The organism is Streptomyces sp. NPDC012637 (assembly GCF_042954805.1).
Taxonomy (GTDB): domain Bacteria; phylum Actinomycetota; class Actinomycetes; order Streptomycetales; family Streptomycetaceae; genus Streptomyces.
This window is the reverse complement of sequence record NZ_JBIBDS010000008.1, coordinates 357,641-384,307: the sequence shown is the minus strand read 5'-3', so window position 1 is coordinate 384,307 and position 26,667 is coordinate 357,641. Positions and strand designations below refer to the sequence as shown.

The 26,667-nt window shown below is 72.5% G+C and carries 26 protein-coding genes and 1 pseudogene; 19 read left to right on the top strand and 8 right to left on the bottom strand.

From position 1 onward, the window contains the following. Positions 1 to 189 precede the first annotated feature (189 nt). Both ACFY8W_RS30155 and ACFY8W_RS30150 read left to right on the top strand, forming a co-directional pair. Positions 190 to 1,170, top strand: coding sequence for an ATP-binding cassette domain-containing protein (locus ACFY8W_RS30155; protein WP_391112243.1), 981 nt, complete (start codon positions 190 to 192; stop codon positions 1,168 to 1,170). A gap of 50 nt (positions 1,171 to 1,220) precedes the next feature. Next, the gene (locus ACFY8W_RS30150; RefSeq protein ID WP_391111898.1) at positions 1,221 to 2,489 is read left to right on the top strand and encodes a DUF445 family protein; all 1,269 of its coding nucleotides are present in this window, start codon (positions 1,221 to 1,223) and stop codon (positions 2,487 to 2,489) included. 143 nt (positions 2,490 to 2,632) lie between these two features. On the opposite strand, the gene ACFY8W_RS30145 is transcribed toward ACFY8W_RS30150, so the two are convergent. The 4 genes from ACFY8W_RS30145 to ACFY8W_RS30130 form a co-directional block, all read right to left on the bottom strand. Continuing rightward, a complete protein-coding gene (locus ACFY8W_RS30145; RefSeq protein WP_391112241.1) occupies positions 2,633 to 2,935 on the bottom strand; it encodes a hypothetical protein in 303 nt (100 codons plus the stop codon). Between the two features lie 94 nt (positions 2,936 to 3,029). Then, entirely contained in the window at positions 3,030 to 3,797 is a 768-nt protein-coding gene (locus ACFY8W_RS30140) for a DUF6551 family protein (protein WP_391111895.1), read from the bottom strand. A gap of 269 nt (positions 3,798 to 4,066) precedes the next feature. Beyond that, positions 4,067 to 4,252 (bottom strand): DUF397 domain-containing protein, encoded by a 186-nt coding sequence (locus ACFY8W_RS30135; RefSeq protein ID WP_391112238.1) that lies wholly within the window; start codon positions 4,250 to 4,252, stop codon positions 4,067 to 4,069. Positions 4,253 to 4,284: 32 nt separating this feature from the next. Continuing rightward, the gene (locus tag ACFY8W_RS30130; RefSeq protein WP_391111892.1) at positions 4,285 to 5,133 is read right to left on the bottom strand and encodes a Scr1 family TA system antitoxin-like transcriptional regulator; all 849 of its coding nucleotides are present in this window, start codon (positions 5,131 to 5,133) and stop codon (positions 4,285 to 4,287) included. 168 nt (positions 5,134 to 5,301) lie between these two features. Between ACFY8W_RS30130 and ACFY8W_RS30125 the strand changes: the two genes are divergently transcribed. Both ACFY8W_RS30125 and ACFY8W_RS30120 read left to right on the top strand, forming a co-directional pair. Continuing rightward, positions 5,302 to 5,943, top strand: coding sequence for an ATP-binding protein (locus ACFY8W_RS30125; protein ID WP_391111889.1), 642 nt, complete (start codon positions 5,302 to 5,304; stop codon positions 5,941 to 5,943). Between the two features lie 85 nt (positions 5,944 to 6,028). After that, positions 6,029 to 7,132, top strand: coding sequence for an MrcB family domain-containing protein (locus tag ACFY8W_RS30120; protein ID WP_391111886.1), 1,104 nt, complete (start codon positions 6,029 to 6,031; stop codon positions 7,130 to 7,132). Positions 7,133 to 7,153: 21 nt separating this feature from the next. Here ACFY8W_RS30120 and ACFY8W_RS30115 read toward each other — a convergent pair whose 3' ends face one another. Further along, positions 7,154 to 8,155 carry an SEC-C metal-binding domain-containing protein gene (locus ACFY8W_RS30115; protein WP_391111883.1) on the bottom strand — a complete coding sequence of 334 codons (1,002 nt, stop codon included), beginning with the start codon at positions 8,153 to 8,155 and terminating at the stop codon, positions 7,154 to 7,156. A gap of 62 nt (positions 8,156 to 8,217) precedes the next feature. Here ACFY8W_RS30115 and ACFY8W_RS30110 point away from each other — a divergent pair, with 62 nt between their 5' ends. Then, the gene (locus ACFY8W_RS30110; protein WP_391111881.1) at positions 8,218 to 9,024 is read left to right on the top strand and encodes a class E sortase; all 807 of its coding nucleotides are present in this window, start codon (positions 8,218 to 8,220) and stop codon (positions 9,022 to 9,024) included. Here ACFY8W_RS30110 and ACFY8W_RS30105 read toward each other — a convergent pair. Further along, a complete protein-coding gene (locus tag ACFY8W_RS30105) occupies positions 8,999 to 10,294 on the bottom strand; it encodes an MFS transporter (RefSeq protein WP_391112235.1) in 1,296 nt (431 codons plus the stop codon). The genes ACFY8W_RS30110 and ACFY8W_RS30105 overlap by 26 nt on opposite strands. A gap of 320 nt (positions 10,295 to 10,614) precedes the next feature. On the opposite strand from ACFY8W_RS30105, the gene ACFY8W_RS30100 reads away from it, so the two are divergent. The 5 genes from ACFY8W_RS30100 (at position 10,615) to ACFY8W_RS30080 (ending at position 15,301) form a co-directional block, all read left to right on the top strand. After that, the gene (locus ACFY8W_RS30100; RefSeq protein ID WP_391111878.1) at positions 10,615 to 11,160 is read left to right on the top strand and encodes a winged helix-turn-helix transcriptional regulator; all 546 of its coding nucleotides are present in this window, start codon (positions 10,615 to 10,617) and stop codon (positions 11,158 to 11,160) included. Positions 11,161 to 11,188: 28 nt separating this feature from the next. Next, positions 11,189 to 11,485, top strand: a complete 297-nt coding sequence (locus tag ACFY8W_RS30095; protein WP_391111875.1) for a DUF6412 domain-containing protein — start codon at positions 11,189 to 11,191, stop codon at positions 11,483 to 11,485. Between the two features lie 230 nt (positions 11,486 to 11,715). Continuing rightward, entirely contained in the window at positions 11,716 to 12,444 is a 729-nt protein-coding gene (locus ACFY8W_RS30090) for a membrane protein insertase YidC (protein WP_391111872.1), read from the top strand. 184 nt (positions 12,445 to 12,628) lie between these two features. Further along, complete coding sequence (locus ACFY8W_RS30085; RefSeq protein ID WP_391111869.1) at positions 12,629 to 13,486, top strand: fumarylacetoacetate hydrolase family protein; 858 nt, start codon at positions 12,629 to 12,631, stop codon at positions 13,484 to 13,486. Between the two features lie 108 nt (positions 13,487 to 13,594). Continuing rightward, positions 13,595 to 15,301, top strand: coding sequence for a choice-of-anchor A family protein (locus ACFY8W_RS30080; protein WP_391111866.1), 1,707 nt, complete (start codon positions 13,595 to 13,597; stop codon positions 15,299 to 15,301). Here the strand turns inward: ACFY8W_RS30080 and ACFY8W_RS30075 are convergent. Together ACFY8W_RS30075 and ACFY8W_RS30070 are read right to left on the bottom strand one after the other, a co-directional pair. Then, positions 15,273 to 15,752 (bottom strand): heme-degrading domain-containing protein, encoded by a 480-nt coding sequence (locus tag ACFY8W_RS30075; protein ID WP_391112232.1) that lies wholly within the window; start codon positions 15,750 to 15,752, stop codon positions 15,273 to 15,275. The genes ACFY8W_RS30080 and ACFY8W_RS30075 overlap by 29 nt on opposite strands. A 65-nt stretch (positions 15,753 to 15,817) precedes the next feature. Next, positions 15,818 to 16,906, bottom strand: coding sequence for a Gfo/Idh/MocA family oxidoreductase (locus ACFY8W_RS30070; protein ID WP_391111863.1), 1,089 nt, complete (start codon positions 16,904 to 16,906; stop codon positions 15,818 to 15,820). Between the two features lie 73 nt (positions 16,907 to 16,979). On the opposite strand from ACFY8W_RS30070, the gene ACFY8W_RS30065 reads away from it, so the two are divergent. The 9 genes and pseudogenes from ACFY8W_RS30065 to ACFY8W_RS30025 all read left to right on the top strand — a co-directional run bounded on the left by ACFY8W_RS30065 (position 16,980) and on the right by ACFY8W_RS30025 (position 26,645). Continuing rightward, complete coding sequence (locus tag ACFY8W_RS30065) at positions 16,980 to 18,437, top strand: ROK family protein (protein WP_391111861.1); 1,458 nt, start codon at positions 16,980 to 16,982, stop codon at positions 18,435 to 18,437. Positions 18,438 to 18,948: 511 nt separating this feature from the next. Next, positions 18,949 to 19,797, top strand: a complete 849-nt coding sequence (locus tag ACFY8W_RS30060) for a hypothetical protein (RefSeq protein ID WP_391111858.1) — start codon at positions 18,949 to 18,951, stop codon at positions 19,795 to 19,797. Positions 19,798 to 19,847: 50 nt separating this feature from the next. Continuing rightward, positions 19,848 to 20,660 (top strand): UTRA domain-containing protein, encoded by an 813-nt coding sequence (locus ACFY8W_RS30055; protein WP_391111856.1) that lies wholly within the window; start codon positions 19,848 to 19,850, stop codon positions 20,658 to 20,660. A 147-nt stretch (positions 20,661 to 20,807) separates the two neighbouring features. Further along, on the top strand, positions 20,808 to 21,929 hold the full coding sequence (locus ACFY8W_RS30050) for a TIGR03364 family FAD-dependent oxidoreductase (protein ID WP_391111853.1): 1,122 nt from the start codon (positions 20,808 to 20,810) through the stop codon (positions 21,927 to 21,929). A gap of 2 nt (positions 21,930 to 21,931) precedes the next feature. Then, a complete protein-coding gene (locus tag ACFY8W_RS30045; protein ID WP_391111850.1) occupies positions 21,932 to 22,627 on the top strand; it encodes a phosphonatase-like hydrolase in 696 nt (231 codons plus the stop codon). Then, on the top strand, positions 22,624 to 23,691 hold the full coding sequence (locus ACFY8W_RS30040; protein ID WP_391111847.1) for an ATP-binding cassette domain-containing protein: 1,068 nt from the start codon (positions 22,624 to 22,626) through the stop codon (positions 23,689 to 23,691). The genes ACFY8W_RS30045 and ACFY8W_RS30040 overlap by 4 nt, the downstream gene beginning before the upstream one ends. Next, positions 23,688 to 24,566: pseudogene (locus ACFY8W_RS30035) on the top strand (2-aminoethylphosphonate ABC transporter permease subunit); the annotation flags it as partial. The gene ACFY8W_RS30040 and the pseudogene ACFY8W_RS30035, both read left to right, overlap by 4 nt. Positions 24,567 to 24,738: 172 nt before the next feature. Further along, positions 24,739 to 25,536, top strand: a complete 798-nt coding sequence (locus ACFY8W_RS30030) for an ABC transporter permease subunit (RefSeq protein ID WP_391111844.1) — start codon at positions 24,739 to 24,741, stop codon at positions 25,534 to 25,536. 41 nt (positions 25,537 to 25,577) lie between these two features. Continuing rightward, complete coding sequence (locus tag ACFY8W_RS30025) at positions 25,578 to 26,645, top strand: 2-aminoethylphosphonate ABC transporter substrate-binding protein (RefSeq protein ID WP_391111841.1); 1,068 nt, start codon at positions 25,578 to 25,580, stop codon at positions 26,643 to 26,645. Positions 26,646 to 26,667 lie beyond the last annotated feature (22 nt).

Below are 26,667 nucleotides of genomic sequence, written 5' to 3'. Positions count from 1 at the left end.
GACCGAGGTGCGCGAGGTGCACAGGGCGCGCGAGGCACACGAGGTAGGGGAGGCACCCGAGGTGCGCGAGGTGTACGGGGCGGGCGCGACGTGCGTGAGGTGCGCGAGGCGTGCAAGGAGCATGAGGCGCGCGAGGCATGCAAGGAACATGAGGTGCGTGAGGAACGCGAGGAACGTGAGGTGCGTGCGGTGCCCTTCATCGAACTGGACGACGTGCGGAAGTCCTTCTCGGTCCGCCGCAGGAGCGGGTTCCTGCGGCGCGAGCGGCGGGAGGTCAGGGCCGTCGACGGCATCTCCTTCGCCGTGGAGAAGGGGGAGATGGTCGGCTACATCGGTCCGAACGGGGCCGGGAAGTCCACCACCATCAAGATGCTCACCGGCATCCTCACCCCCAGCGGCGGCCGGCTGAGCGTCGCGGGCATCGACCCGTCGCGGGAGCGGACGCGGCTCGCCCGCCGCATCGGCGTCGTCTTCGGCCAGCGCACCACCCTGTGGTGGGACCTGCCGCTGCGCGACTCGTACGCGCTGGCGCACCGGATGTACCGGATCCCGGATGGCCGGTTCCGGGAGAACCTGGCCCGCTGCGTGGACCTCCTGGACCTCGGCGACCTGCTCGACGTGCCCGTACGCCAGCTGTCCCTCGGCCAGCGGATGCGCGGCGACATCGCGGCGGCGCTGCTCCACGACCCGGAGGTGCTGTACCTCGACGAGCCGACGATCGGCCTGGACGTCGTGTCGAAGGCGAAGGTGAGGGAGTTCCTGCGGGAGCTGAACGCGACGCGGGGCACGACGGTGCTGCTGACCACCCACGACCTGACGGACATCGAGCAGCTGTGCCGCAGGGTGATGGTCATCGACCACGGGCGCCTGATGTACGACGGCGAGCCGGCCGGCCTGCACGAGGCGGGCGGGGGCGGCGAACGCGTCCTCGTGGTCGACCTGGCCCGCGAGACGCCGCCGATCGAGGTGCCGGGCGCCCGCTTCGTACGGGCGGAGGGCCCGCGCCAGTTCCTCGCCCTCCCTGCCTCCTCCTCGGCGGCCCCGGTGGTGGCGGCGGTGGCCGCGGCGTACCCGCTGGTGGACCTGTCGGTGCGGGAGCCGGACATCGAGACGGTGATCGCGAGGATGTACGGCGGAACTCGCCGTGCGGCTGGGGAGTCACTCAGGTAAGGAGGTGAGGTGGTGGTCATGGTGACGGCGACGGTGACGGTGATGGCGCGATGGTGAGCTTCACGTACACGGCGGCGGACGAGGAGAAGAGCAGGGGCGTCCGCCGGATGAAGCGCCTGGCGACGGGCCTGCTGGCACTGGTGGCGGCGGTCTACGCCCTGGCGACCTGGGGCGAGAACGCCGGCGCGGGCGCGTGGGCGGGCTATGTGGCGGCCGCCGCCGAGGCGGGCATGGTGGGCGCGCTGGCGGACTGGTTCGCGGTGACGGCACTGTTCCGGCGCCCGCTCGGGCTGCCGATCCCGCACACCGCGATCATCCCGACGAAGAAGGACCAGCTGGGCGCCTCGCTGGGCACCTTCGTCGGCGAGAACTTCCTGTCCGCCGACGTCGTACGGGGCCGGCTGCGCGGCTTCGGCATCGCGCGGCGTCTGGGGGAGTGGCTGGCGGACCCGTCCCACGCGGACCGCGTGACCTCGGAGATGGCGACGGCGCTACGGGGCGCCCTCACCGTCCTGCGGGACTCGGACGTCCAGGCGGTGGTGGGCGAGGCGATCACCCGCCGAGCGGAGGCCGCGGAGGTGGGCCCGGGCCTGGGCAAGACCCTGGAGAGGATCGTCGGCGACGGCGCCCACCACCGGGCCGTCGACCTGGTCTGCAGCCGGGCGCACGACTGGCTGGTGACCCACCGCGACTCGGTGATGGAGGCGATCGAGGGCGGAGCGCCCGGCTGGACCCCGCGCTTCGTGGACCGGAAGGTCGGCGAGCGCGTCTACCGGGAGCTCCTCCGCTTCGTGACGGAGATGCGGGACATGCCCGCGCACCCGGCGCGCGGGGCCATCGACCGCTTCCTGACGGACTTCGCGGCCGACCTCCAGGCCGACACGGACACGCGCGCCCGCGTCGAACGCCTCAAGTCCGACCTGCTGGCCCGCCCCGAGGTCCAGGACATCATCGCCTCGGCCTGGTCCTCGGTCCGCACCCTGATCCTGGCCGCGGCGGAGGACGACCAGAGCCAGCTCCGCCGCCGCGCCCGCGCCTCCCTGATCTCCCTGGGCCAGCGCCTCTCCTCGGACGAGCGCCTCCAGACGAAGGTCGAGGGCTGGGCCGAAGACGCGGCGGCCTACGTCGTCACCACCTACCGCACCGAGATCACCTCCCTGATCACGGACACGGTCGCCGGCTGGGACGCCACCCAGACCTCGAAGAAGATCGAGGCCAACATCGGCCGCGACCTCCAGTTCATCCGCATCAACGGCACGGTGGTGGGCGCGCTGGCGGGCCTGGTGATCTACGCGGTGAGCAGGGTGGCGGGGGGCTAGGGCGGCGGGTCGGTGCGCCGCCGTGGGGCGGCGGAGGGGCGCGGCGAGACGTCCGGGCGGCGGACCGGGGCGGGCCTCAGCCGGCGTTACGCGTCACGGCGTACGCGCCTTGCTCCTGCTCGCGACCGAGGGCCCGCCGCGCCTCAGTCGGCCTTGTGGGTCACGGCGTACGCGGTCCCGGCCATGGCCCCGGCGACGGAGAACACCGCGGGCCAGGCCCCCATCTTCTTCGCGAGCGGGTGCGAGCCGGCGAAGGCCCCGACGTAGGCGGCCGTAAGCCCGGCCGCCGCCTTCCCACCGGCCACCTGCTGCCATTCGCGCGCAGCCACCCCACCGGCCACGGCCAGCACCACACCCCCGAGCGGCCGCTTCTTCGTCCACCGAGCGACGGCGTACCCACCGACGAGCCCGGCGGCGGCGATGAGGGGGGAGAGGGCGCGGGGCATGGTGGGGGCCTTCCGGTCGGCGGGTGATCTCGTACTCATGAGCGTAACGAGGTGCCCGACGGGTGCGGTTCCCGCGCTGAAGCACACACCTGCGCTACCAGATCTCCTCGGCCTTGCGAATCCGCTTCGCCGAGTTCTTGGGGAGGCCGGTGTCCCAGACGGTGACCATGACCCAGTAGGCGGCGGTGGCTCGTCCACCCGTACCGTCATGCCGGGTGCCGCCACCAGTGGCGGCGGTCGTGATCCTGCCCTTCATGCCTTCCGCGGTGCTCGTGGAGGCGAGGCGCTGGGCCATCCGCTTGTCGTCAATCAGCTCGGGGTGTCGTCCGATGATGAGGCCGAGACCGTGGATGATGACGCCTTCCCACGTGAACCGGGAGCGTCCCCAAGCGTTCTCGGCGACGGTCAGCGCACGGTCGAGGACGTCGGGTCCGAACTGCTTGACCAGTGCGTGCGCCTTGGTGATCGCACCGAACTGGTTGGCGGAGCTGCTGCCAGCGGTGAGGTTGTGCTTCTTCAGAACCGCCTCGGCTTCGACGTACGGGCTGTGCCCGGCGGCGACGCCGTTCTTGTGCTCATCGAAGGCGCTGGGCTTCTTGCTATCGCGGTTCTTGGCCAGGAACATATCGGCTTCCTGAGCCCGTTCCAGGCCCGTATGCACATCAGCGTGGAGGTACAGATGCTCCGCCTCCTTCGCTGCGAGCCAACGGTGCTGACCGTCGATGATGTGGTAGGTGCCGTCCCCGCGGTCGGAGACGATGATGGAGCCGAGCTTGTTCTCGTCGAAGGCTTCAGCGATCTTCTTCGCGCGCCTCCTGTCAGGCTCGCGCTGCACGGCGTAGTCAACGAACAGCTTCTGCACCGGTATCCGAACGCCGTACGTAACGGTGTGGCTGGCCGAGGGCATACAACCTGCTTTCGTGATCTCTGACTTCTGAGCAGCGTCAGTTGAGGGAGAGGGTGAGCGCGAGACGGGTGCCTCCGAGACATGCCGCGAGGCTGAATGCGCGACCCTGGGCGGTGATGGGGGCGCGGGGCATGTAAGTACGCTTCCCTGGGAACTGACTAATGCTCAGTTTCAACAACTTGGATCGTACTACTGGCCTTGTGGCGTACGAGGCGATTGTGGATTCACGTCCGCCCCTCGTACCGACTTGAGGTGACGCCTTCGATGAAGGCGGTCCAGGCGGCTCCGCGCACTGTGAGTACTGGTCCTTCCGGCCGCTTTGAGTCGCGTATCAGCGTGCCGGTCGCGGTTTGGGAGCACTCGACGCACTCGCCGCCGGAGCCGTTGCTGTACGAGGACGTGAACCACATGCCGTGGTTGGGTGCTGCTGGGGCGGAACGGGTCATCTCGTGTAGTCCTTCAGCAGAGTCGTGATGAGGTGGGTCGAGCGGTGTGGGCTTGTCGCGGCCGCTCGAAGGTTGTCGAAGGCTCTGTTGTACGCGCGTACCTCCTCGGCTCCCTCCAGGTAGATGGCATCCGTGATGCCATCTCGGTACACGATGTCGGGGTCCTCGGGATCCGGGAAGCCCAGCATCGTGAAAGTGCCCGTCGCTGGGTACGGGCCAGCGTCGAAGGGCAAGACTTGCAGGGTGACGCTGGGGAGTTCGGCCGTCGCTAGCACCTTCTCAAGTTGCTCGCGCATGATGGATCGATCTCCGATCACGGAGCGCAGGGCGCTCTCGTGCACCACGAACCACGTGTCTGGCGCGGTCGGTGATTGGATGCGCGCCTGACGTTCCATGCGGACTTTCACCGCGCGGTCGATGTCCTCGTCGGTCATCTGGTTGGTCGCGCGATGCAGTTCGGTGGCGTACGCGGGGGTCTGCATGAGGCCGGGCACGAACTCGCTCTGGTACTGGCGGAACGTGGAAGCGCCTTGCTCCAGGCCGATGTAGATCGAGAACCAGGCGGGGACGCCGTTGCCGTGGGCTTGCCACCATCCTTTCGTCTTCGCTTGCTTCGCGAGTGACTTGAGGAACTCGCGTAGCTCGTCATCGACACCGTAGAAGCGGCAGAGCGCGTCAACGTCCGAGGGTTGGATGCGACCCGTACCCGTCTCCATACGGTTGACCTTGGAGCCGCTCCAGTCGAGAGCCGCGCCGACCTGAGCGCAGGTGAAGCCGCCTGCCTCGCGGAGCTTCTTCAGCTCGATCGATAGGCGTCGGCGGCGGGCGGTGGGCGAACCGGCCATCTCAGTCCCCTTGTCGCTAGCGGAAGTTCAGTCTGCGCACCAGGGTGCGAGCTGCCAATCGCTCGATGGTGGGAATCCCGACGTGCACATTGCATGACGGGATGTGCAACGCAATGCTAGTGGCTCGTCACGATCCGTCATCAACGGGAATCGGCGTGGGAGGCGTGGATGAACGACGCGGGGTGCATGGTGCGGAAGCCGTGGGAGCTCCCGTTCTTGGCCGAAGCGGAGGAAGTCGCCGCGCTGCGGCGCATCGTGCGGATCCATCTGAAGGCGTGGGGGCTGCCACGGCTCACGGGAGTTGCGCAGCTTTGTGTGAGCGAGCTCGTCACGAACGTCATCCGGCACGTGGGGCCTGGCACGCCCACATCGCTCCGCCTTTCGATGAACGGCACCTACCTTCGGATCGAGGTGCGTGACCCGGATTGTCAGGCACTGCCGACAGTGATCGCCGCCGGTCCGGATTCCGAGTCGGGGAGAGGTATGGCACTCGTGGACGCGATGGCTGACCGCTGGGGTGTGCTGCTTGGGTCGGACCGCAAGGTGACCTGGTGTGAGATCGCCACTGATCTCACCGCCCCCCATGGGCATGCGGGCGGCATCCGTGTCACGCGAGCGGAGGCGATGATCTCCCTGTACGGAGCTGTCGCGTCCCCCCGAGCGGTGAACGCCGATCGGCTCTCCGTCGCTGTCGCTAAGGACGCCGCGATCGACGTGATCGTGGACCTCCTCCATTGGATGGGTTCCCATGGCTACGACGCCGATGACGTACTTGACATGGCGCAAGCTCGATTCGCATCCGGCCTCTGAGCAGCGTCGAAATTGACGAGGTGGGCCGAATCCCGGTGTGCGCGGCGATCGGCTGATCTAGATTCCCCGCATGGGGATCCGAGACATGCTCAGCGAAGTCGCGACCACATACGACCGCACAGCCGGCTCAGGACGCGAGGTGAAGGGCCAGCAGGTTCTGCGAGGGATCGCGAAGCGTACCGATCTGGCACTTCCCTTGGGCCTTAAGGCCGAGGGGCACGGCGGACAGACCACACCCGCCGCGACTCCCTGGATCGGCATTTTTGACGCGGACGGTCACCTTGACCCCAAGCATGGGCTGTACCTCGCCTACATCTTCAGCGCCGATCTAAGGAACGTGACCCTGACCTTGCAGCAGGGCATCACCTGGCTGGAAGAGCGGCTCGGCAGGGGGCGCGCCCGCGAAGAACACCTTCGGCGTCACGCGGAGCGGCTCCGCCGAGCCGTGCGGCGCCAGGAACGACAGGGTTGGGTGAACGAGCCGGAACTCAGGGACAAGGCAGCCCGCCCCAAGGCCTATGAGGCGGCGAGCGTGATCGCGAAGGTGTACGACACAGCGGACCTTCCCAGCGACGTCACGCTGATGGAAGACCTTCTGATGGGCATTGAGTCGCTTCGGCGGGTCGAAGAGGCGGATCGCCTCTGGTGGGCCAGCGACGCCCCTGGGGCCTTGGAGATGTTCTACGAGCCGGGCAGCCACGGTCCTCAGCCGGTATCGGACCCGCTGGCCAACTTCCGACCGAAGGACAGCAGCGACTACGTCGCGCACATCAAGGCTCGGCAGCAGGTTAAGCAGCGAAGCCACGAGGAACTCATCAAGGACTTCGGTCACCATGTGAGCGAGCGGGGGTACGAACCGATCACGCTGCTTCAGCACCCGAAGGACCTTGTCCTGCGCCTGCACGGTGTTACCGAGGTATCGGGCCAGGAATGGCTGGTCGAAGCGAAAGTCGTGCGGAACGGCAATCCGACCACGGCGGTGCGCGAGGCAGTTGGCCAGCTCTACGAGTACCGTCACTTCCTCTACCAGGGGTGCCCCAAGCCGTACCTCCTAGGGCTCTTCTCCGAAGCGATCGGCGCCTACGCCCCTTACCTGGAAGAGCAGGGAATCGCCTCCATATGGCGAGACGGTTCGGGATGGGGTGGCTCTCCCAGGGCACGTGAGTGGGGCATGACGGCGGAGTCGTGACGGCGGCGTAGGGGACCTTGCCTACTCCGCCCCGTGGCACACCCCATAAGTCCTCCCCGACCCGCACCAGCAATCCGCCCCCCGCCCCGGCGGCCAAGCCGCCGCCCGGCCTCGGGCCGCCAGGGTCGTCGCGTACTGCGGCAGGAGGTCCGGGTTGGCGGGGGTGGAGGATTCCGAGGCGGCGAAGGCTTCGTAGGAGGGGACCGTGGCCGGGACGATGCCCAGGTTCGGGGTGCCCGACTGGGCGAGTTCGCGGAGGGAGGCCTCGATGTCCGTGAGGTGGGCGCGGTACGTGGGGTACTCGGCTTCCAGTTCCGGGTAGGCCGCCAGGAGCTCGTCCAGTTCGTGTTCCGGCCAGTGGAGGACCGCGACCGGGAACGGGCGGGAGAGGGCCGTGCGGTAGGAGCCGAGTTCGGAGCGGAGGCGGGTGATCTCGGCCTGGAGTTCCGCCGGGTCGGACGAGCCAAGGGCCCACAGGCGCTTCGGGTCGTGCAGCTCGTCCAAGGGGACGTCGCCCGTGTGCAGGCGGTCCGCCAGGGCGTCGAAGTCGTCGTGCGGGAGGCCCATCGCGCGGCGCACCCGGTGGCGGCCCGACAGGAGGGACTGGAGCGCGAACGGGACGTCGTCCCCCGGCACCACCAGCAGGCGGGCCGCCTCCGTGAACGTCGCCTCCGCCTCCGCCGGCTCGTCGTGCGCCTCCAGCGTCTCCGCCACGATCTCCCACGGCCCCGGCTCCTCCGGGCGGGCGCGCCGTACGCCGTCGATGATCGTCCGGGCCTCGGCCTCGTGGCCGTACTCCCACAGGTTCGCCGCCTTCAGGGACCTGATCAGGAGCGGGGCCGCCGGGGAGGGAGCCGCGAGCAGGTCGTCGTACAGGGACGTCGCCCGCTCGCGCTCGCCCGCCAGTTCCAGGTGGGCCGCCGCGCGCAGCAGCAGCGGTTCGCGGTCCTCCGGGTACCTTCCCGCGGTGCGGAGCAGGCGCTCGGCTTCGGTGGTGTGGTCGGCAGGCGTGTCGGGGCGCATGTCGACACCGTACTGCTGTACGGCCCTGGAGAGTTGGCGCTCCAGCACCTATCGTGCCCGCCGTGCGAGCGAGAGTGCGCGGCCCGGTTCCGGTCGTCGTCCAGGCGCGCCGGCGGCGCGGAGTCGTCTCCCGCGCCCTGTGGACGTCCGCCGAAGCCCTCGTCACCTGCGGCGTTCTCGTCCTCCTGCTGGTCGTGCACCAGCTGTGGTGGACCAACCAGCAGGCCCGTGCCGGGGCCGTCGAGCAGGTGCGCAACCTCGAGCGTGCGTGGGACTCCTCACCCCCCGTCCCGTCACCTCCGGGCGCGTCACCTGCCCCCGCCCCTCCGGCAGCCCCGCCCCCGGACGCCTCCCCTCCGGGCATCCCCTCCGCTGATGCTCCTTCCGGAGTCCCCTCCGCCCGCGACACCACCTCCGCGTACGCCGTCCTCCGCATTCCCCGCCTCGGGCTCACCGTCCCCGTCGCCCCCGGCGTCGGCAAGCGCAGCGTCCTCGACAAGGGCTACGCCGGGCACTACCCCGGCACGGCCCAGCCCGGCCGCACCGGCAACTTCGCGCTCGCCGGGCACCGCAACACCCACGGCGAGCCCTTCCGGTACGTCAACCGGCTCCAGGCCGGGGACCCGATCACCGTACGGACCCGCGAGGGCACCTACACCTATCGCGTCGACCGGATCCTGCCGCAGACCTCGCCGCGCGACACCGGCGTCATCGCGCCCGTGCCCCGCTCCCTCTACAAGCCGTCCTACGGGTACGACCGGCCGGGCGCGTACCTCACGCTCACCACCTGCACGCCCGAGTACACCTCCACCTACCGCCTGGTCGTCTGGGCCAGGCTCGTCGTCAGCCCCTGGCCGCCACGAGGGTGACCGCCGCCCCCGCGAGCCCCAGCGCCGCCGACGCGACCAGCGCCGTGTCCGGGCCCGCCGTCGCCAGGGCCAGGGCGAGGGCCACGCCCGCGGACGAGCCGATGTAGCGGGCGGTGTTGTTCGCGCCGGAGCCCATCGCCGCGCGCTCCGGTGGTACGGAGTCGACGGCGAGGCGCGGCAGAGCGGCGTTCAGCAGGCCGCTGCCCACGCCCGCCACCAGCAGGCCGAGGAGCAGGCGGGGCCAGGCCACGTCCTCCACCGCGCCGAACAAGGTGAGCACCCCCGCCGTCGACAGGACGAAGCCCAGCGCCAGCTGGTACGGGGCCGGGATCCGGCCCGCGAGCCGGCGGACCTGGAGCGCCACCACGAAGGCGGTGCCCGACCAGAGCAGGAACAGCCACGCCGTGGTCAGCGGAGCCATGCCGGTGCCGCGCTGGAGCAGCGCGGGCAGCACGCTGAAGAAGCCGATCACGGCGAGGCCGGTGAACAGCGCCCCCGCCGTGGCCGCCCGGAACGCCGGGCGCCGGAACAGCGCCAGGTCGATCATCGGCGCCGGGCCGCGCCGCTCGACCAGCACGAAGGCCGCCGTCAGGGCCACCGCGGCCAGCAGCAGGACGCCTACGGACGGGCGCAGCCAGCCGTCCCTGCCCAGGGTCAGTGCGGTGAGCAGCGCACCCAGGGCGAGCCCGAGGGTGAGCGCGCCGGCGACGTCCGGCCGCCCCGTGCGCGGGGCGCGGGACTCGGCGAGGGCACGGGTGCCGAACGCGGCCACGAGCAGGGTGCCCGCCGCGAGGACCTCGTACGTCCACCGCCAGCCGGCCAGGCTGCCCAGCGCGCCCGCGAGCAGCGGGCCGAGCGCGATGCCCGCGCTCACGAACGCGCCCCACACCCCCGTGGCCCGGATCCTGGCCGCCCCGCCGGGGTGGGCGTGGGCGATCAGCCCGAGGCTCGCGGCGAGCACGGCGGCGCTCGCCGCGCCCTGGGCGATGCGGGCGAGGGTGAAGGTGAGCGTGGAACCGGCGAGGCCGCCGAGGGCGGTGGTGAGGCCGAGGCCGAGGGTGCCGAGGAGGAAGACCCGGCGCCGCCCGTGGTCGTCGGCGAGGCTGCCGGCGACGAGGAGGACGACGGCGAGGCCGAGCGGGGTGCCGTTGAGCAGCCAGGCCTGCGCGGAGGCGGGCGTGCCGAAGGCCTGCGTCAGGGCGGGCAGGTCGAGCATCGGCGCCGTGTAGTTCATCAGCGCGAGCGCGGTGGCGGCGCTGGTGACGGCCAGTGTCGCGCCGGGGCGGCCAAGGCGGCCGTGACCACCGCGACCACCGCGACCACCGCGATCACGGCGACCACCGCGACCACGGCGACCACCGCGACCACGGGCGCGATCGGCGTCCGGATCCTCGTGTCGTGCTGCCGTTACGGCCTCGGAGGTCGCCGCCTCCGCGGTCTCTGCGCCGGTGGCGGGCTTGGGCATACCGGGACCTCGGCTTCGGTGAGGTGGCTCTGCGATCGGTGGGGTTCGTTCACTGAACCTTGCGTGCCGGCTCACCGTAACAGCTCAGGTTCAATCATTGAACCCACCCCGCTACACTCGGCCCCATGGCCCTCGGCAAGGACTACGCGAACCAGCACTGCTCCATCGCCCGCGCCCTCGAAGTCGTCGGCGAGCGCTGGACCCTCCTCGTCGTGCGCGACGCCTTCTACGGCGTCAGGCGCTACAACGACTTCCTCGCCCACCTCGGCGCCCCCCGCGCCGTCCTCGCCGCCCGCCTCCAGGCCCTCGTCGACGTCGGCGTCCTGGACAAGCGCCGCTACCAGGAGTCGCCGCCGCGAGACGAGTACGTGCTCACCGAGCGCGGCATCGGCCTCTGGCCCGTCCTGCGCGCCCTCGGGCTCTGGGGCCGCGAGGCCCTGCCCGGCACCCTGCCCATGCGGTCCTTCCACCACGTCGAATGCGGCACCGAGCTCGGCCCGGCGGGCGAGTGTCCGGCCTGCCGGATCCCGGTCCATCCCGCCGACATCGAGATGCGGCCCGGCGCCGGGCTCGATCCGGACCCCGCCGATCCGGTCGGCCGCGCCCTGCTGGAGCCCCGCCGGCTGCTCGTCCCGCTGGAACTCCCGTCGCCCGAATCACGTCGTGTATAACGGATGTGACCCGCGAAAGGAGGATGAGATGTTCGGCGACCTGGCCCTGCGTGTCCTCGCGCCGCTCCTCGTCCTCCTCGCCGTCGCCGACCTGCTCCTCTCCGACGGAGCCGGTCTCTCCACCACCGTCGCCGTCGCCGCGACCGCCTTCCTCTGCGCCCTCGTCGGCGGCGCCCGTACGGCCCTGCCCGTACCGCCCACCCGGGTGCGCACCGCCCTCCGCGACCGCGCACGGCGCACCGCCTTCCTGCCGCAACGCGACCCCGACGCCTCGGGCCGCCGCAGGCCCAGGGCACCCGGCCGTCCCCTCCTGACGGCCGCGTAGGAGCTCCGAGCGCATCGAGTTCGAGTCGTCGAGTTCGACTCCTCGAGTTCGAGTCCTCAAGTTCGAGCACTCCGTCCGAGTGCTCGGGTCCGAGTCCTCGGGTCCGAGTCCTCGGAGCGAGTGCTCAGGTCCGAGTCCTCGGCAAGAGTTCTCGGTACGAGTCCTCCACGCGGTTCCGTCCTGCCGACACCCCTTTCTTCCGGCACGACGAGACCCCACGGAGGGCTCCCATGTCCGTTTTCGCGTCCCTGGTCGAGCAGCTCGCCGACCTGCTCCAGCCGCTGTTCGCCACCGCCTCCACCGCCGCCGCCATCGTCCTGTTCACGATGGCCGTGCGGCTCGCCGTCCACCCGCTCTCGCGGGCCGCCGCGCGCGGCCAGAAGGCCCGCACACGGCTCGCCCCGCAGCTCTCCGAGCTGCGCAAGAAGCACGCCAAGAACCCCGAGCGGCTGCAGAAGGCCGTGATGGAGCTCCACGCGAAGGAGAAGGTCTCGCCGTTCGCGGGCTGCCTGCCGAGCCTGCTCCAGGCCCCCGCCTTCTTCCTGATGTTCCACCTGTTCTCCAGCGGGCGGATGGCCGGACACAGCCTCTTCGCCGCCCCGCTCGGCGACCACTACGCCGACGCCCTCGCCCACGGCGGTGTGTTCGGCCCGGCCGGCCTGGTCTACCTCGCCCTGTTCGCGCTCGTCGCCGCCGTCGCCACGTACAACTACGTGCGGACCAAGCGGCAGCAGCAGGCGGCGCCCGCGGTCACCGACCCCGGCCAGCCGGGCGCCGCGCTCGCCGCCGGAATGGCCCGCTGGCTGCCGCTGCTCTCCTTCGCCACCCTGATCTCGGTCGCCGTCGTGCCGCTCGCCGCCGCGCTCTACATCGTCACCAGCACCACCTGGAGCGCGGTCGAGCGGGCCTTCCTCTACCGGGACATGCCCGCGGCGGGGGCCCTGGCGCCGAGCCTCTAGGGCGACTGCGCAGCGTGCGTTCGCGGCGGCGGGTTACTCGCGCGTAAGGGTCCAGGGTGTGAACGGGGTCTTGCAGAGTGCCCCTTTCTCTTGGAGGATCGACCAATCCTCCGATGGCCGCACTCCATCGGCCGGGGCACTCCAAGGCCCGCTCCACGGGCCACCTCGACCAGAGGAGAAGACCATGAAGCTGCTGCGTGTCGGCCCGGCCGGGGCCGAGCGGCCTGCCCTCGTCGACCAGGACGGGACGCTGCGCGACCTGTCCGCGCTGGTGGACGACATCGACGGCGCCCTGCTCGCCGACGGCTCCGCCCTCGACCGGATCCGCGCCGCGCTCGGCGCGGGCGTGCTGCCCGCGCTCGACCCGGCCGGGCTGCGGATCGGCCCGCCGGTCGCCCGCATCGGCAAGGTCGTGTGCATCGGGCTGAACTACCACGGTCACGCCGCCGAGGTCGGAGCCGCCGTACCGGAGGAGCCGGTCGTCTTCCTCAAGGCCGCCGACACCGTCGTCGGGCCGGATGACACCGTGCTCGTGCCGCGCGGCTCGGTGAAGACCGACTGGGAGGTCGAGCTGGCGGTCGTCATCGGCCGCACCGCCCGCTACCTGGAGACCGACGAGGAGGCGCTCGCCCACGTCGCCGGGTACGCGGTCGCCCACGACGTCTCCGAGCGCGAGTTCCAGATCGAGCGCGGCGGCACCTGGGACAAGGGCAAGAACTGCGAGACCTTCAACCCGCTCGGCCCGTGGCTGGTCACTGCCGACGAGGTCTCCGACCCGCAGGACCTCGGCCTCCGGCTGTGGGTCAACGGCGAGCTGAAGCAGGAGGGCCACACCTCCGACCAGATCTTCACGGTCGCCCAGGTGGTCCGCTACGTCAGCCGCTTCATGACCCTGTACCCGGGCGACGTCATCAACACCGGCACGCCCGCCGGCGTCGCCATGGGACAGCCCGAGCCCAAGCCGTACCTGCGCGCGGGTGACGTCGTCGAGCTGGAGGTCGAGGGGCTCGGGCGGCAGCGCCAGGAGCTCAAGAGCGCGTGACGCCCGTCAGGGCGTGACACGTTCGGGCGACGCGCCCCGCGCCGCGCGCGTGGGGCGTCGCCTCGGGCGGCGGCATTCTGCATATTTCCGCATATGCGTGAAAAAGGAATGAATCGCCGCCGTCCTTCGACCGCCTCCGCGGCGACGGTCGCGGTGACGGTGGCCGGCTCGGTCGTCCTCGCCGGGGCCCTGGCGGCCACCGCCGCCTTCGCCGACCGGCTCCCCGGCGGCCTCGGTCCCTGCATCCCGGGTACGCCGCCCTGCCCCACCCCGTATCCGGACGTCGACAACAAGGACGTCGTCGGCCGAGACAACAACATCAACGTCTTCGTCGGCGGCGACTTCCTCGTGCGCGAGGCGGCGGCCGAGGCCGAGGGCAAGATCGTGGTGCTCGGCGACTTCGACCAGAAGAAGCGGGCCGGTGCCTCGCAGGTCTACAACGTCGGCGTCGCGGGCGTCGGTTCGCGCATCCCGCCCGACGACGGCACCGACTTCCTCACCGCCGGCGGCGACGTCACCGTCGCCGCCGGCCAGCGCCTGCTCGCCGAGGAGGGCAGGGTGCACGGACTCGTACGGTACGGGGGCACGCTGACCGGCACGGTCAGCCCCAAGGCGGTCGCCGATCCCGAGGCGGCCGACCGGTACGCGGGCCTGCGCGACAGGCTCAGCGTCGCCAGTCGCTGCTACGCGTACGTGGAGGGCAAGCCGCGCACCGCCACCGGTACGGCCGTCAACAAGGGCTACGAGACGGTCTTCACCGGCGACGGAAGGTCCGCGCTGCAGGTGTTCGACGTCGACTTCGACCTGGAGTCGAAGACCGGTGGTTCGCAGGGACTGCGCTTCACCGGCATCCCGCAGGGCGCGACGGTCCTCGTCAACGTCCTCGGCCAGGACCGGACGGTCGACACCTACGTCAACGGCTTCCCGGCCGGGCTGCGCGAGCGGCTGCTGTGGAACTTCCCCGACGCGACGGACGTGCTCTTCGAAGGCAGCGCCCAGTTCGAGGGAAGCGTGCTGATCGCGGGCCGGTCCAGCACGGCGACCGTGACCATGCCGGGCATGAACGGGCGCTTCTACACGAGCGGTTCGCTCACGCACGCCTCGCGAGTGGACGGAGGCGGCGGCCAGGAGCTGCACGCGTATCCGTTCGACGGCGAACTGCCCGCGTGCGACGAGGACGGCCCGACGCCCACCCCCACCCCCACCCCGACCCCCACCCCTACGCCGACCCCGAAGCCCACTCCCACCCCGACGCCGACGGACTCCGGCGGCGCGGACGGCGGTACGGCGGACGGCGGAACGACGGATGGCGGGGCGGCGGACGGCGGCACGACCGATGGTGGGGCGGCGGACGGCGGGACGACCGATGGCGGGGCGGCGGACGGCGGGACCACCGACGGGGGCGCCACCGACGGGGGCGCCACGAATGGCGGTTCGACGGATGGCGGTTCGGCTGACGGTGGTTCGGCCGATGGGGGCTCAGCCGACGGCGGTTCAGCCGATGGGGGCTCAGCCGACGGTGGTGCCTCGGATGGCGGGTCCACCTCCGGCGGGTCCACCTCCGGCGGGTCCACCTCCGGAGGTCACGCCACCGGTGGGTCCACGTCCGGCGGGTCCACCTCCGGAGGTCACGCCACCGGTGGGCACACCTCCGGCGGCGGTCAGTCCGGCTCCACCACCGGTGGCGGTGAACTCCCCGACACCGGTTCCGGGTCCACCACAGGCCGGATCGTGATGGGCGCCACGGCGGTGGGTCTCACCGTCACCGGCGGCGTGCTCGTCGCCGTTACCCGGCGTCGCCGCCGTACGAAATGAGGAGGCGTTCCAGGCCGAGGACGACCAGTGCGTGGTCCTCGGCCTGCGGGAGGCCCGAGACCGTGACCGAGCCGATGACCCCGGCGCCCTCGACGGCGATCGGGAACGAACCGCCGTGTGCGGCGAAGCGGTCGGGGTCCAGGCGCGAGGAGTCCTCGAAGGTCGTGCCCTTGGCGCGGAACCGGGCGCCGACGAGGAACGAGCTCACCCCGTACCGCTCGACGACCCGCCGCTTGCGGTCGATCCAGGCGTCGTTGTCCGCACTGGAGCCGGGCAGCGCGCAGTGGAAGAGCTGCTGGGCCCCGCGCCGTACGTCGATCGCGACCGGGGCGCGCCGCTCCCGCGCGAGTTCGACGAGGATCGTGCCGAGCGTCCACGCGTCGTCGTACGTGAAGCGGGGGAGGACGAGCCGGGCCTCCTGGGCCGCGATTTCCTCGACGGAGTGGACGATGCGGAGGGATGGGGCGGATGGGGCGGAGTGTGGGGAGTCGGCGGAGCTGGGGCTCGGGCTCGGGTTCACAGGACCACCGCGCTTCCCTCGCGGGCGGACTTCCTGGCCGCCTCCAGGACGTCGAGCGCCGCGGCTGCCTCGTACGCCGTGACCGGGTTCTCGCCGGTGCCGCGGAGGGCGGCGGCGACGGCCGCGTAGTAGGCGGGATAGTCGCCGGGCAGGGTCCGTACGGGCGTGCCGCCGCCGGTGAGCGGCGACTCGCCGGAGCCGAGACGGCCCCACAGCTCCTCCGGCTCGGCGCCCCAGACGGCGCCGGGCCCGGGGCGCAGGCCCTCGCGCAGTGCGGCCTCCTGCGGGTCGAGGCCGTACTTCACGTAGCCGGCCTTCCGGCCCAGGACGCGGAAGCGGGGGCCGAGCTGGGCGGTGGTGGCGCTCATCCAGAGGTGCGAGTGCACGCCGTTCGCGTGCGTGATCGCGATGAAGGTGTCGTCGTCGGCCTCGGCGCCCGGGCGGCGCACGTCGGACTCGGCGTACACGCGGACGGCCGGGCCGAAGAGGACGAGGGCCTGGTCGACGACGTGGCTGCCGAGGTCGTAGAGCAGTCCGCCGATCTCCTCGGGCGCGCCGGACTCGCGCCAGCCGCCCTTGAGCGCGGGGCGCCAGCGCTCGAAGCGGGACTCGAAACGCTGGACCTCGCCGAGTGCGTCGTCGGCGAGCAGCGCGCGCAAAGTGCGGAAGTCGTTGTCCCAGCGGCGGTTCTGGAAGACGGAGAGCAGCAGCCCGCGCTCGGCGGCGAGGGTGGCGAGGCCGCGCGCCTCGGCGGCGGTTCCGGCCAGCGGCTTGTCCACGACGACCGGCAGACCGGCCTTCAGAGCGGCGGTGGCGACGGGGACGTGGGTCTTGTTGGGCGAGGCGACCACGACGAGGTCGAGCTCGGCGGCCCGGGCGATGAGCTCGTCGGGGGAGCCGGCGACCCGCACGCCCGGGTGCTCGGCGCGGGCCTGGGCGGCGCGCTCGGGGTTGCCGGTGGTGACCGTGTCCAGGGCGAGGTCGGGGGAGGCGGCGATCAGCGGGGCGTGGAAGACGGACCCGGCCAGGCCGTAGCCGACGAGGCCGACGCGGAGCGGCGGGGCGGTGGGGGAGCTCATGGGCATGGGCACCACTTTGGCAACGCTGTTGCCAAAGTGCAAGCGACAGGCACAATGGCCTGGTGAACAGGGACGACCGGTGAACCGGGCCATGGGGAGCGAGGGCGCGGGCGCGAGCGGCGGCAGCCGGGACGTGGGGAGCGCGGGTGGCGGCGGGGTCAACCTGCCGGCGCTGCGCAGCCACAACGCGGCGCTGGTGCTGGACCTGCTGCGGACGGCGGGCGAGGCCGGCATCAGCCGCCTCGAACTGGCCGCCCGGACCGGCCTGACCCCGCAGGCCGTCAGCAAGATCACCGCACGGCTGCGGGCCGAGGGCCTCGCGGCGGAGGCCGGGCGCCGCGCGTCGACCGGCGGCAAGCCGGCGACCGTGCTGCGGCTCGTTCCGGCGGCGGCGTACGCGGTCGGGCTGCACCTCGACCGCGACGAGCTCACCGCCGTCCTCCTCGACCTCGCGGGCGAGCGGGTCGCCGTCCGCCGCGCCCCCCTGGACCTGGGGGCGGGTGCCGAACCGGTCCTGTCGACGGCCCAGGCGGAGATCGCGGCGCTCCTGACGGCGGGGCGGGCGGCGGGCCCGGGCGCCGGCACCGACGGCGCGCCGGGCGCGCCGGGTCGGCCTGGCGCCGACGCCGCGCCTGCTCGGCCCGGCGCCTCCGCCGCCTCGGCCGCGCTTGGTAGGCCCGGCGCCTCCACCGCTTCAGCCGCGCTTGGTGGGCCCGCCGCCTCGGCCGCTCCCGCCGCGCCTGGTGGGCCGGGCTCCCCGCGCGCTTCAGCCGCGCTTGGTGGGCCCGGCGCCTCCACCGCTTCCGCCGCGCCTGGCCGCGCCAGCGCCTCCAGCTCCTCCGCCGCCCCCGCCGCCCCCGCCGCGCCTGGTCGGCCCGACTCCCCGCACGCCCCCGTGGCCCCCGGCCTCCTCGGCGTCGGCGTCGCCATGCCGGGGCCCTTGGACCACCTCGCCGGGACGCCCGGCCGGGTCACCGGTTTCCCCGAGTGGGACGGGTTCCCGCTGCGCGAGGAGCTGGGGCGGCGGCTGGGGCTGCCCGTCGTGCTCGACAAGGACACCAACGCCGCCGCCCTCGGCCTCGCCCTGCGCCCTGACGCGCCCGAGTCCTTCGCGTACGTACACCTCGGTACGGGCCTTGGTGCCGGACTCGTCCTGGGCGGGGCGGTGCTGCGCGGGGGCAGGACCGGCGCGGGGGAGCTGGGGCACCAGACCGTCCAGCTCGACGGCCCGCCCTGCGACTGCGGCGGGCGCGGCTGCCTGGAGGCCCTGTGCCTGGCCGCGCTCGCGCGCGGCGATCTCACGGAGGCCGCCCGGGTGCTCGGCACCGGCGCCGCGAACCTGGTGCGGCTGCTCGACATCGACCGCGTCCTGCTCGGCGGCCGCGCGGTGCTCGCCGCGCCCGACGCCTTCGCCCGCGGCGCCCGCGAGGTCCTGGCGGCCCTGGCCCTCCCGACGCCCGTCGAGGTCGTCGGCCCTCCCGAAACCGTGGCGGAGGGCGCGGCCCACCTGATCCTCGCCCCGGTCTTCGGCAAGTGATCCTTGGGCATCCCCGGCCACCAAGGCCGCCCACGGCCACCCCAGCCCAAGCCGTCCAGGACATGCCCAAGCCGTCCAGGGCATGCCCAAGGCTGCCCGCTGCCGGTCCAAGGCCATCCAGGCCATCCAGGCCGCCCGAGGTCATCCCAGCCCAGGCCGCCCACGACAAGGCTGCCCGCTGCCGACCCAAGGCCATCCGCCCGCTGCCGACCCAAGTCCACCCACGGCCACCCCAGGCCATCCTGGCCGCCCAAGGCGCCCAAGGCGCCCAACGCCGGCCCAAGGTCGCCCAAGGCCGGGCCCAAGGCCGGCCCGCCGCCCAAGGTCGCCCCAGGCACCCCGAAGCCCCCAAGTGATCCATCAACAGGGTGATTCTTCCGACCATAGGCTGATCGGGCGGAATATGGACCCCGTTCCAACCCCACGCCGCGTCGGCCCCCGGAACCCCGCCCGCGCCATGGCAGGGTCGCGGGCGACACGTACGTCCGCGAGCAGCAAAGGCACCGTCACCATGCGACCGCGCAGCACCGCACTCGCCCTAGCCGTCCTGGCCGCGGCCACGGCCACGGCCGCCGCGGTCGCCGTGCTGCCGGCGGACGCGGCGGCGCACGCGGCGCACCCACGTGTTCCGGGCCCCGTCGCCGTGCCCTCCTGCGGGACGGCGGACGCCGCGGACTTCCCCCTGCGGACCCGGATCCACGGCGGGCCGGAGGACTATCCGGCCGGCGGCGACCTCCGGACCTGGCAGCTGGACCTCACCAACACGACCGCCGCGGCCTGCCGTGACATCCATCCGGTGCTCGTCCTCACCGACCGGGACCGGACCCTGCGGCCCGCGCAGATCCGGGCCGAGTTCTACGACGCGGAGGCGCGGCTCTGGCGCCCGGTCGCCTTCGAGGCGACCGACCAGTCGGAGAACGTCGGCGTGTTCGACGCGCCGGCGCTGTCCACGGCGGTCCCGCCCTTCGCGGGGTTCGCGGTGCCCGCGGGCCGTACGCTCACCGTGCCCGTACGGCTCTCCTTCAGCGCCGACGCCTCGCCCGACGAGGTCGTCGTCAACGCCGCCGTCGTCCAGAAGCGCGGCGACGACGGCGACTGGGTCGGAGAGTCGGACGACTACCGGCTGACGATCGGCCCGGCCGACCCGGACGCCGAGACCTCGACGGACCCCGGCACCGGCCGCACCCCGGACCCGGCACCCACGTCCCCCGCCGGCCCCCGCGACCCGGAGGACGCCGAACTCGCCCGTACGGGACGGGATGCGGCCCTGCGTCTCGCCCCGGTCTCGGCCGCCCTGCTCGCGGCCGGCGGCGCGCTGACGTTCCTGGCGTGGCGACGGCGGTCACGACGGCACCCGTAGGTCACGCTCCGTACACCGGCCCGTTCACTCCGGTCTGCGACGATCAACGGATGAGGAACGTGACGAACGTGAGGAAGCAGCCCGGGGCGGACCGGCCCGGCCCCGACCGGCCCGGCGCGCCCATCCGCTCCGGCATCCCCGAGCACGGCCGCATCCCGAAGTACTACGCGGTGAAGGCCGAAGTCGCAGAGCTGATCGACGAGTTGGGTGAGGGTGGCCTGCTGCCCACCGAGCGCGACCTGGCCGTCCGCTACGAGGTGTCGCGCGAGACCGTCCGCCAGGCCCTGCGCGAGCTGCTGCTCGAAGGGCGGCTCCGCCGGCAGGGCCGGGGCACCGTGGTCGCCGGGCCGAAGCTGGAGCAGCCGCTGTCGCTGGCCAGTTACACGGAGGGCGTGCGCCGGCAGGGGCGCACCCCGGGGCGTGCCCTCATCTCGCTCGACCGCTTCCCGTGCCCGGAGGCCCTCGCGCCCGAGGTCGGCGTGGCGGTCGGCGAGCCCGTCTGGCACATGGAGCGGGTGCTGCTCGCCGACGACGAGCGCGTCGGGCTGGAGAGCACGTACGTCTCCGAGGCCCGCGCGCCGCGCCTCGACAGCGACTTCGACCCGGACTCCTCCTTCTACGCGTATCTCCACGACCGGCTCGGCATCTCCTTCGGTGACGCCGACGAGCGGATCGAGACGGTGCTCGCGACCCCGCGCGAGGCGCTGCTCATCGGGACCCCTCCCGCGCTGCCGATGCTGCTGATCCAGCGCGTCTCGCGGGACACCGCCGGCCGGCCCCTGGAACGCGTGCGCACGCTCTACCGAGGCGACCGGTTCAGCTTCACCGCCCACCTCGGGCGGCAGGAGCAGCGGTCGGAGTAGCGGCGGGAACGGACGCGTTCGTCATGCTTCGTCCACCGCCGCAGATCACCAAAAGGTAACGGGTCTAGTCCAAGCTTGTCGGTCCGTTCACCGTCCCGTCGCCGTCCGGACCGGCCCGGGCCACCCGCCGCCAGGACCGTGAACGGCATGAAGGTGATCGTCGTAGGAGCCGGCGTGGTGGGAACCATGCACGCCTGGCAGGCAGTCGAACGCGGCCATGAGGTCGTCCACATCGAGCGCGAGACGGAGGCGCGCGGGGCCTCGCTCCGCAACTTCGGCCAGATCTGGGTCAGCGGGCGTGCGGGCGGGGAGGAGCTCGACACCGCCCTGCGCGCCCGCGAACTGTGGGAGGGCATCGGCGCCCGGGTCCCGAAGCTCGGCTTCCGGGCCATCGGTTCCCTCACTCCCGTGCGCGGCGAGCTCGAACTCGCCGTCGCCGAGGCCGCCGTGGCCCGAGGCGACGCCGTCGCACGCGGCTACGCACTGCTCACCCCGGACGAGGCCCGCGCCGTCAACCCGGCGCTGCGCGGCGCGTTCGACGCCGCCCTGTGGTGCGAGCGGGACGCCGCCGTCGAGCCGCGCACCGCCCAACTCGCGCTGCGCGAGGCGCTGCTGGCCTCCGGCCGCTACACCTTCCTGCCGGACCGGGAGGTGCGGGAGGTCGTGGGCGAGCACGCCGTCCGCGACGACCGCGGCGAGGTCCACAGCGGCGACGCCGTCGTCCTGTGCACCGGCGCCTGGCTGTCCGGCCTCGTCCGCGAGGTCGCCGGTGAGGTACCGGTGCGCCGGGTCCGGCTCCAGATGATGCAGACCGACCCGCTCGGCGAGCCGCTCACCACCTCGGTCGCCGACGCCGACTCCTTCCGCTACTACCCGGCGTACGCCTCCGAGGCGCTCGACGCCCTCAACGCCGGCCAGGCGCAGGACCCGACGGCCGCCGCCCACAGGATGCAGCTGCTCATGGTGCAGCGCCTCGACGGCGGACTGACCATCGGCGACACCCACGAGTACGAGCACCCCTTCGCCTTCGACACCCTCGAAGACCCCTACGAGCACCTCACGCGCGTGGTCGAGTCCCTCCTCGGCCGCCCGCTCCCGCGCGTCCGCCGCCGCTGGGCCGGCGTGTACGCGCAGTGCACCGACACCACCCGGGTCGTCCACCGCCAGCAGGTGCGCGACGGCGTGTGGCTGGTGACCGGACCCGGCGGACGCGGCATGACCTGCTCGCCCGCCATCGCCGAGACCACCGCGAACGAACTGGGCTGGTAACCATGAGCACTCACCCCCACCACCGACTCGTCGTCCTCGACATGGCCGGGACCACCGTCGCCGACGGCGGCCTCGTCGAGCAGGCCTTCACGGCCGCGGCCGAACGCCTCGGCGAGGACCCGGCCACGATGATCGACCACGTGCGCGCCACCATGGGCGAGTCCAAGATCTCCGTCTTCCGCCACCTCTTCGGCGGCGACGAGAACCGCGCCCGGCAGGCCAACACCGCCTTCGAGGAGGCGTACGGGGAGCTGGTCGCCGACGGCCGGATCGCCCCGGTCCCCGGCGCAGCCGAGACCGTCGCCGCCCTCACGGAGCAGGGCCGCACGGTCGTCCTCACCACCGGCTTCGCCCGGCCCACCCAGGACGCCATCCTCGACGCCCTCGGCTGGCGGGAGCTCGTCGGCCTCACCCTCTGCCCGGCCGACGCGGGCGGCCGCGGCCGCCCGTACCCGGACATGGTGCTCGCCGCCTTCCTGCGCACCGGCGCCGTCGACGACGTCCGGCAGGTCGTGGTCGCCGGTGACACCTCGTACGACATGCTCAGCGGCGTCCGCTCCGGCGCCGGGATCGTGGCCGGCGTGCTGACCGGCGCCCACGACGAGACCGCGCTGAAGGAGCACGGCGCCACCGACGTCCTGGCCTCGGTCGCCGGACTCCCCGCCCTGATACGGCAGTACGAGGAGCGCGGGGCATGACCGGCGGTCCCAGCGGCATCCGTTTCGACGGCGTCTCCGTCGCGTACCACGGCCACACCGTCCTCGACTCGCTCGACCTGACCGTCGAACCCGGCGAGGTCATGGCCCTGCTCGGGCCCTCCGGCTCCGGCAAGACCACCGCCCTGCGCGCCGTCGCCGGCTTCGTCCGGCCCTTCTCCGGGCGGGTGTTCATCGGCGACCGCGACGTCACCGGCCTCCCGCCGTACAAGCGGGGCATCGGCATGGTCGTCCAGCAGTACGCCCTCTTCCCGCACATGCGGGTCGAGGACAACGTCGCCTTCGGCCTGAAGGCGCAGAAGGCACCCAAGGACGGGATCCCCGGACGGGTCGCCGAGGCCCTGGAGATGACCGGGATGGCGGCCTACGCCAGGCGCTACCCGCGCGAGCTGTCCGGCGGCCAGCAGCAGCGCGTCGCCATCGCCCGCGCCCTCGCCATCCGCCCGAACGTGCTCCTCCTCGACGAACCGCTGTCCGCGCTCGACGCCCAGCTGCGCTCCGGGATGCTCGCCGAACTCGCCCGGCTGCACCGCGAGCTGCCCGAGGTCTCGATCCTGTACGTGACCCACGACCAGGTCGAGGCACTCACCCTCGCCGACCGGATCGCCGTCATGGACCGGGCCCGGCTCCAGGACTGCGGCACCCCGCGGGAGCTGTACCGGCGGCCCCGCACCGAGTTCACCGCCTCCTTCGTCGGCAACGCCAACCTGCTGCCGGTCACCGTCGGCGCGGACGGCGTCAGCCTCGACGGCACCGCCCTCGACGTGCCGGTCGCCGCCGGCGTCGTAGCGGGCGCCTCCGCCACCCTGTGCGTACGGCCCCACCTCGTCGGCCTCGGCCCCGGCCCCAACGCCCTCACCGGCCGGATCGCCGAGGTCCAGTGGCGCGGCGCCACCCACCGCCTGTACGTGGACGTCGGCTCAGGGCGACACCGCGTGAAGGCGGACGTGCGCGAGCTGCGCGAGACGCCGGCGCTCGGCGACGAGGTGACGCTGCACTTCGCACGGGAGGACGCGGTGCTGCTCGGCGCGGGGGTGGGCGAGTGACCGGCACCCTCGCCCCGCCCGCCGAGCGCCGGCCGGCCGGCCCGGCCGAGCCCGCGCCCGCGCGCCCGGACCGGCGCCCGGCGCCCGCCTGGCTGTGGGCCGCGCCGCCCGTGCTCGCGCTCGCCGTGGTCTTCCTCTACCCGCTGGCCCTGGTCGTCAAGGAGTCGCTGGCGCCCGGCGCGTACGGGGAGGTCTTCGCCTCCGCGTCCTTCCGGGACGCGCTGGTCACCACCGTGTGGCTCGCCGCGGCGGCCACCGTCGGCTGTCTCGTCCTCGGCTTCGTGCTCGCCCTCGTCATCGCCTTCGTGCCCTTCCCGGGCGGCCGGGTGGTGGCCAAGTCCGTCGACGTCTTCCTCTCCTTCCCTTCCTTCCTGATCACGCTCGCCCTGCTGTTCGTCTACGGCACGGCCGGCATGGCCAACGGGGTGTGGACGGACGTCACGGGAGCGGCCGAGGGGCCCTTCCGGTTCCTCACCACGCCGTGGGGCGTGCTGCTCGCCGAGATCACGTACTTCACGCCGTTCGTGATGCGGCCGCTGCTCGCAGCGTTCTCGCAGCTGGACACCGCCCAGCTGGAGGTGGCCTCCTCGCTGGGCGCCCGGCCGCTGCGGATCGTGCGCCGGGTGATCCTCCCCGAGGCGCTGCCCGCGCTGGCCGCCGGCGGCAGCCTCGTCCTCGTGATGTGCCTGAACGAGTTCGGGATCGTGCTGTTCACCGGCGCCAAGGGCGTCACGACCCTGCCGATGCTCGTCTACGGCAAGGCCATCCTCGAGTCCGACTACGCGGCGGCCTGCGTCGTCGCCGTCGTCAACGTGGTGATCTCCGTGAGCCTGTACGGGCTGTACCGCCTGCTCGTCGCCCGGACGACCGGCGGCGGCCGGGCCACCGGCCGTCGTGCGAAGACCGCCCGCCCGGCCGCCCGCCGCACCGCCGCCCGCCGGACCGGCACCGCGAGCGCCCGCACCGCGAGCGCCCGCACCGCGAGCGCCCGCACCGCGAGCGCCCGCACCGCGAGCGCCCGCACCGCGCCGGAAGGGAGCCGTGCCCGTGCTCGTGCATAGCCGCGCCGGGCGCTGGGGCGCCTGGGCCGTCTTCGCGGTCCTCTTCGTGCCCCTCTTCGCCCTGCCCCTCCTCGTGATCCTCGCCGCCTCCTTCTCCACCCACTGGTCCGGCGCCTTCCCCTCCGGACCCACCACCGAGCACTACGCCGCAGCCGTGCGCGGCGAATCCCTCCAGGCCCTCACCACCAGCCTGGTCACCGCGCTCGCCGCGAGCCTCCTCGCGCTCACCGCGGGCACCTGGGCCGCGCTCACCGCGTCCGCGCTGCGCGAGCGGGGCCGCCGGGTGCTCGACGCGCTGTTCGTGCTCCCGGTCGCGGTGCCCTCGGTGGTCGTCGGACTCGCCGTGCTGGTCGCCTTCTCGCAGCCGCCGCTGCTCCTGAACGGCACGCGCTGGATCGTGATCCTCGCGCACACCGTTCTTGTCACGGCGTTCGCCTACCAGTCGGTTTCGGCCGCCATCCTGCGTCTGGACCCGATGTACGAGCAGGCGGCGGCCGGCCTGGGCGCCCGCCCCTCCTACGTCCTGCTCCGGGTGCGGCTGCCGCTCCTGCTCCCGTCGCTGAACGCGGCGGCGGGGCTCTGCTTCGCCCTGTCCATGGGCGAGCTGAGCGCCACCATGATGCTCTACCCGCCGGACTGGCTGCCGCTGCCCGTGCTCATCTTCACGGCCACCGACCGCGGTTCGCTCTTCACGGGCTCGGCACTCGCCGTGGTCCTCATGGCGGCGACGCTGCTCGTGCTGCTCGCCGTCTCCCGTATCCGCACCAAAGCCTCGTACCGCTAGCAACCCTCCCTCCCCCCGTACCGCCAGGAGAGAACGACGCCATGCGCACCACGTCCGTGTACCTCAAGCCGATCGCCGCCGTCACCGGCAGCCTCGCCCTCGCCGCCTCCCTCACCGCCTGCGGCGGATCCTCCGCCGCCTCCGAGGAGAAGGTCGTCACCGTCTACAGCGCCGACGGCCTCAAGGGCGAGGCGGGCGACGGCTGGTACGACAAGGTCTTCAAGGACTTCGAGAAGCAGACCGGCATCAAGGTCGAGTACGTCGAGGGCGGCTCCGGCGAGATGGTGCAGCGCGCCGCCCGCGAGAAGAGCAACACCCAGGCCGACGTCCTCGTCACCCTGCCGCCGTTCATCCAGCAGGCCGACTCCAAGGGCCTGCTCCAGGCGTACACCCCGCAGGGCGCCGACATGGTCAGCGGTGCCGACAAGGCCGACGACGGCAAGTGGATCGCCGTCGTCAACAACTTCTTCGGTTTCATCCACAACAAGAAGGAGCTGCCCGCCGCCCCCACCACCTGGGAGCAGCTGCTCGACGGCAGGTTCAAGAACAAGCTGCAGTACTCCACCCCGGGCGTCGCGGGCGACGGCACCGCCGTGGTCATCAAGGCCATGCACGACTTCGGCGGCAAGGAGCCGGCGATGGAGTACCTGAAGAAGCTCCAGGCCAACAACGTCGGCCCGTCCTCCTCCACCTCCAAGCTCGCCCCGAAGGTCGACAAGGGCGAGATCCTGGTCGCCAACGGCGACGTCCAGATGAACTTCGCCCAGTCCAAGTCCATGCCGAACCTGGGCATCTGGTTCCCCGCGAAGGAGGGCGGCAAGCCCACCACGTTCGCCCTGCCGTACGCCGCCGGCCTGGTGAACAAGGCCCCGCACGGCGAGAACGGGAAGAAGCTGCTCGACTTCATGCTGAGCGAGCAGGCGCAGCGCGAGGTCAGCTCCGTCGGCGGCGGCTTCACCGTCCGCAAGGACGTCAAGGCCACGGACGCCAACGCCATCGAGCTGGCCAGGCTGATGAGCGGGGTCGAGGTCTTCGAGCCGGACTGGGCCGACATCGACAGGAACCTCACGTCGTACGTGGACGCGTGGAAGTCCGCCACCGGCAGCTGAGAGTTCACCGCACGTCTCTTCC

Coding starts and splice junctions, on each gene's coding strand:
- ACFY8W_RS30045 (WP_391111850.1), top strand. CDS start 21,932: ATGAGCACTCACCCCCACCACCGACTCGTCGTCCTCGACATGGCCGGG.
- ACFY8W_RS30150 (WP_391111898.1), top strand. CDS start 1,221: ATGGTGAGCTTCACGTACACGGCGGCGGACGAGGAGAAGAGCAGGGGC.
- ACFY8W_RS30145 (WP_391112241.1), bottom strand. CDS start 2,935: ATGCCCCGCGCCCTCTCCCCCCTCATCGCCGCCGCCGGGCTCGTCGGT.
- ACFY8W_RS30130 (WP_391111892.1), bottom strand. CDS start 5,133: ATGGCCGGTTCGCCCACCGCCCGCCGCCGACGCCTATCGATCGAGCTG.
- ACFY8W_RS30095 (WP_391111875.1), top strand. CDS start 11,189: ATGTTCGGCGACCTGGCCCTGCGTGTCCTCGCGCCGCTCCTCGTCCTC.
- ACFY8W_RS30090 (WP_391111872.1), top strand. CDS start 11,716: ATGTCCGTTTTCGCGTCCCTGGTCGAGCAGCTCGCCGACCTGCTCCAG.
- ACFY8W_RS30125 (WP_391111889.1), top strand. CDS start 5,302: ATGAACGACGCGGGGTGCATGGTGCGGAAGCCGTGGGAGCTCCCGTTC.
- ACFY8W_RS30120 (WP_391111886.1), top strand. CDS start 6,029: ATGCTCAGCGAAGTCGCGACCACATACGACCGCACAGCCGGCTCAGGA.
- ACFY8W_RS30100 (WP_391111878.1), top strand. CDS start 10,615: ATGGCCCTCGGCAAGGACTACGCGAACCAGCACTGCTCCATCGCCCGC.
- ACFY8W_RS30040 (WP_391111847.1), top strand. CDS start 22,624: ATGACCGGCGGTCCCAGCGGCATCCGTTTCGACGGCGTCTCCGTCGCG.
- ACFY8W_RS30050 (WP_391111853.1), top strand. CDS start 20,808: ATGAAGGTGATCGTCGTAGGAGCCGGCGTGGTGGGAACCATGCACGCC.
- ACFY8W_RS30070 (WP_391111863.1), bottom strand. CDS start 16,906: ATGCCCATGAGCTCCCCCACCGCCCCGCCGCTCCGCGTCGGCCTCGTC.
- ACFY8W_RS30080 (WP_391111866.1), top strand. CDS start 13,595: ATGAATCGCCGCCGTCCTTCGACCGCCTCCGCGGCGACGGTCGCGGTG.
- ACFY8W_RS30135 (WP_391112238.1), bottom strand. CDS start 4,252: ATGTGGTTCACGTCCTCGTACAGCAACGGCTCCGGCGGCGAGTGCGTC.
- ACFY8W_RS30060 (WP_391111858.1), top strand. CDS start 18,949: ATGCGACCGCGCAGCACCGCACTCGCCCTAGCCGTCCTGGCCGCGGCC.
- ACFY8W_RS30115 (WP_391111883.1), bottom strand. CDS start 8,155: ATGCGCCCCGACACGCCTGCCGACCACACCACCGAAGCCGAGCGCCTG.
- ACFY8W_RS30055 (WP_391111856.1), top strand. CDS start 19,848: ATGAGGAACGTGACGAACGTGAGGAAGCAGCCCGGGGCGGACCGGCCC.
- ACFY8W_RS30085 (WP_391111869.1), top strand. CDS start 12,629: ATGAAGCTGCTGCGTGTCGGCCCGGCCGGGGCCGAGCGGCCTGCCCTC.
- ACFY8W_RS30025 (WP_391111841.1), top strand. CDS start 25,578: ATGCGCACCACGTCCGTGTACCTCAAGCCGATCGCCGCCGTCACCGGC.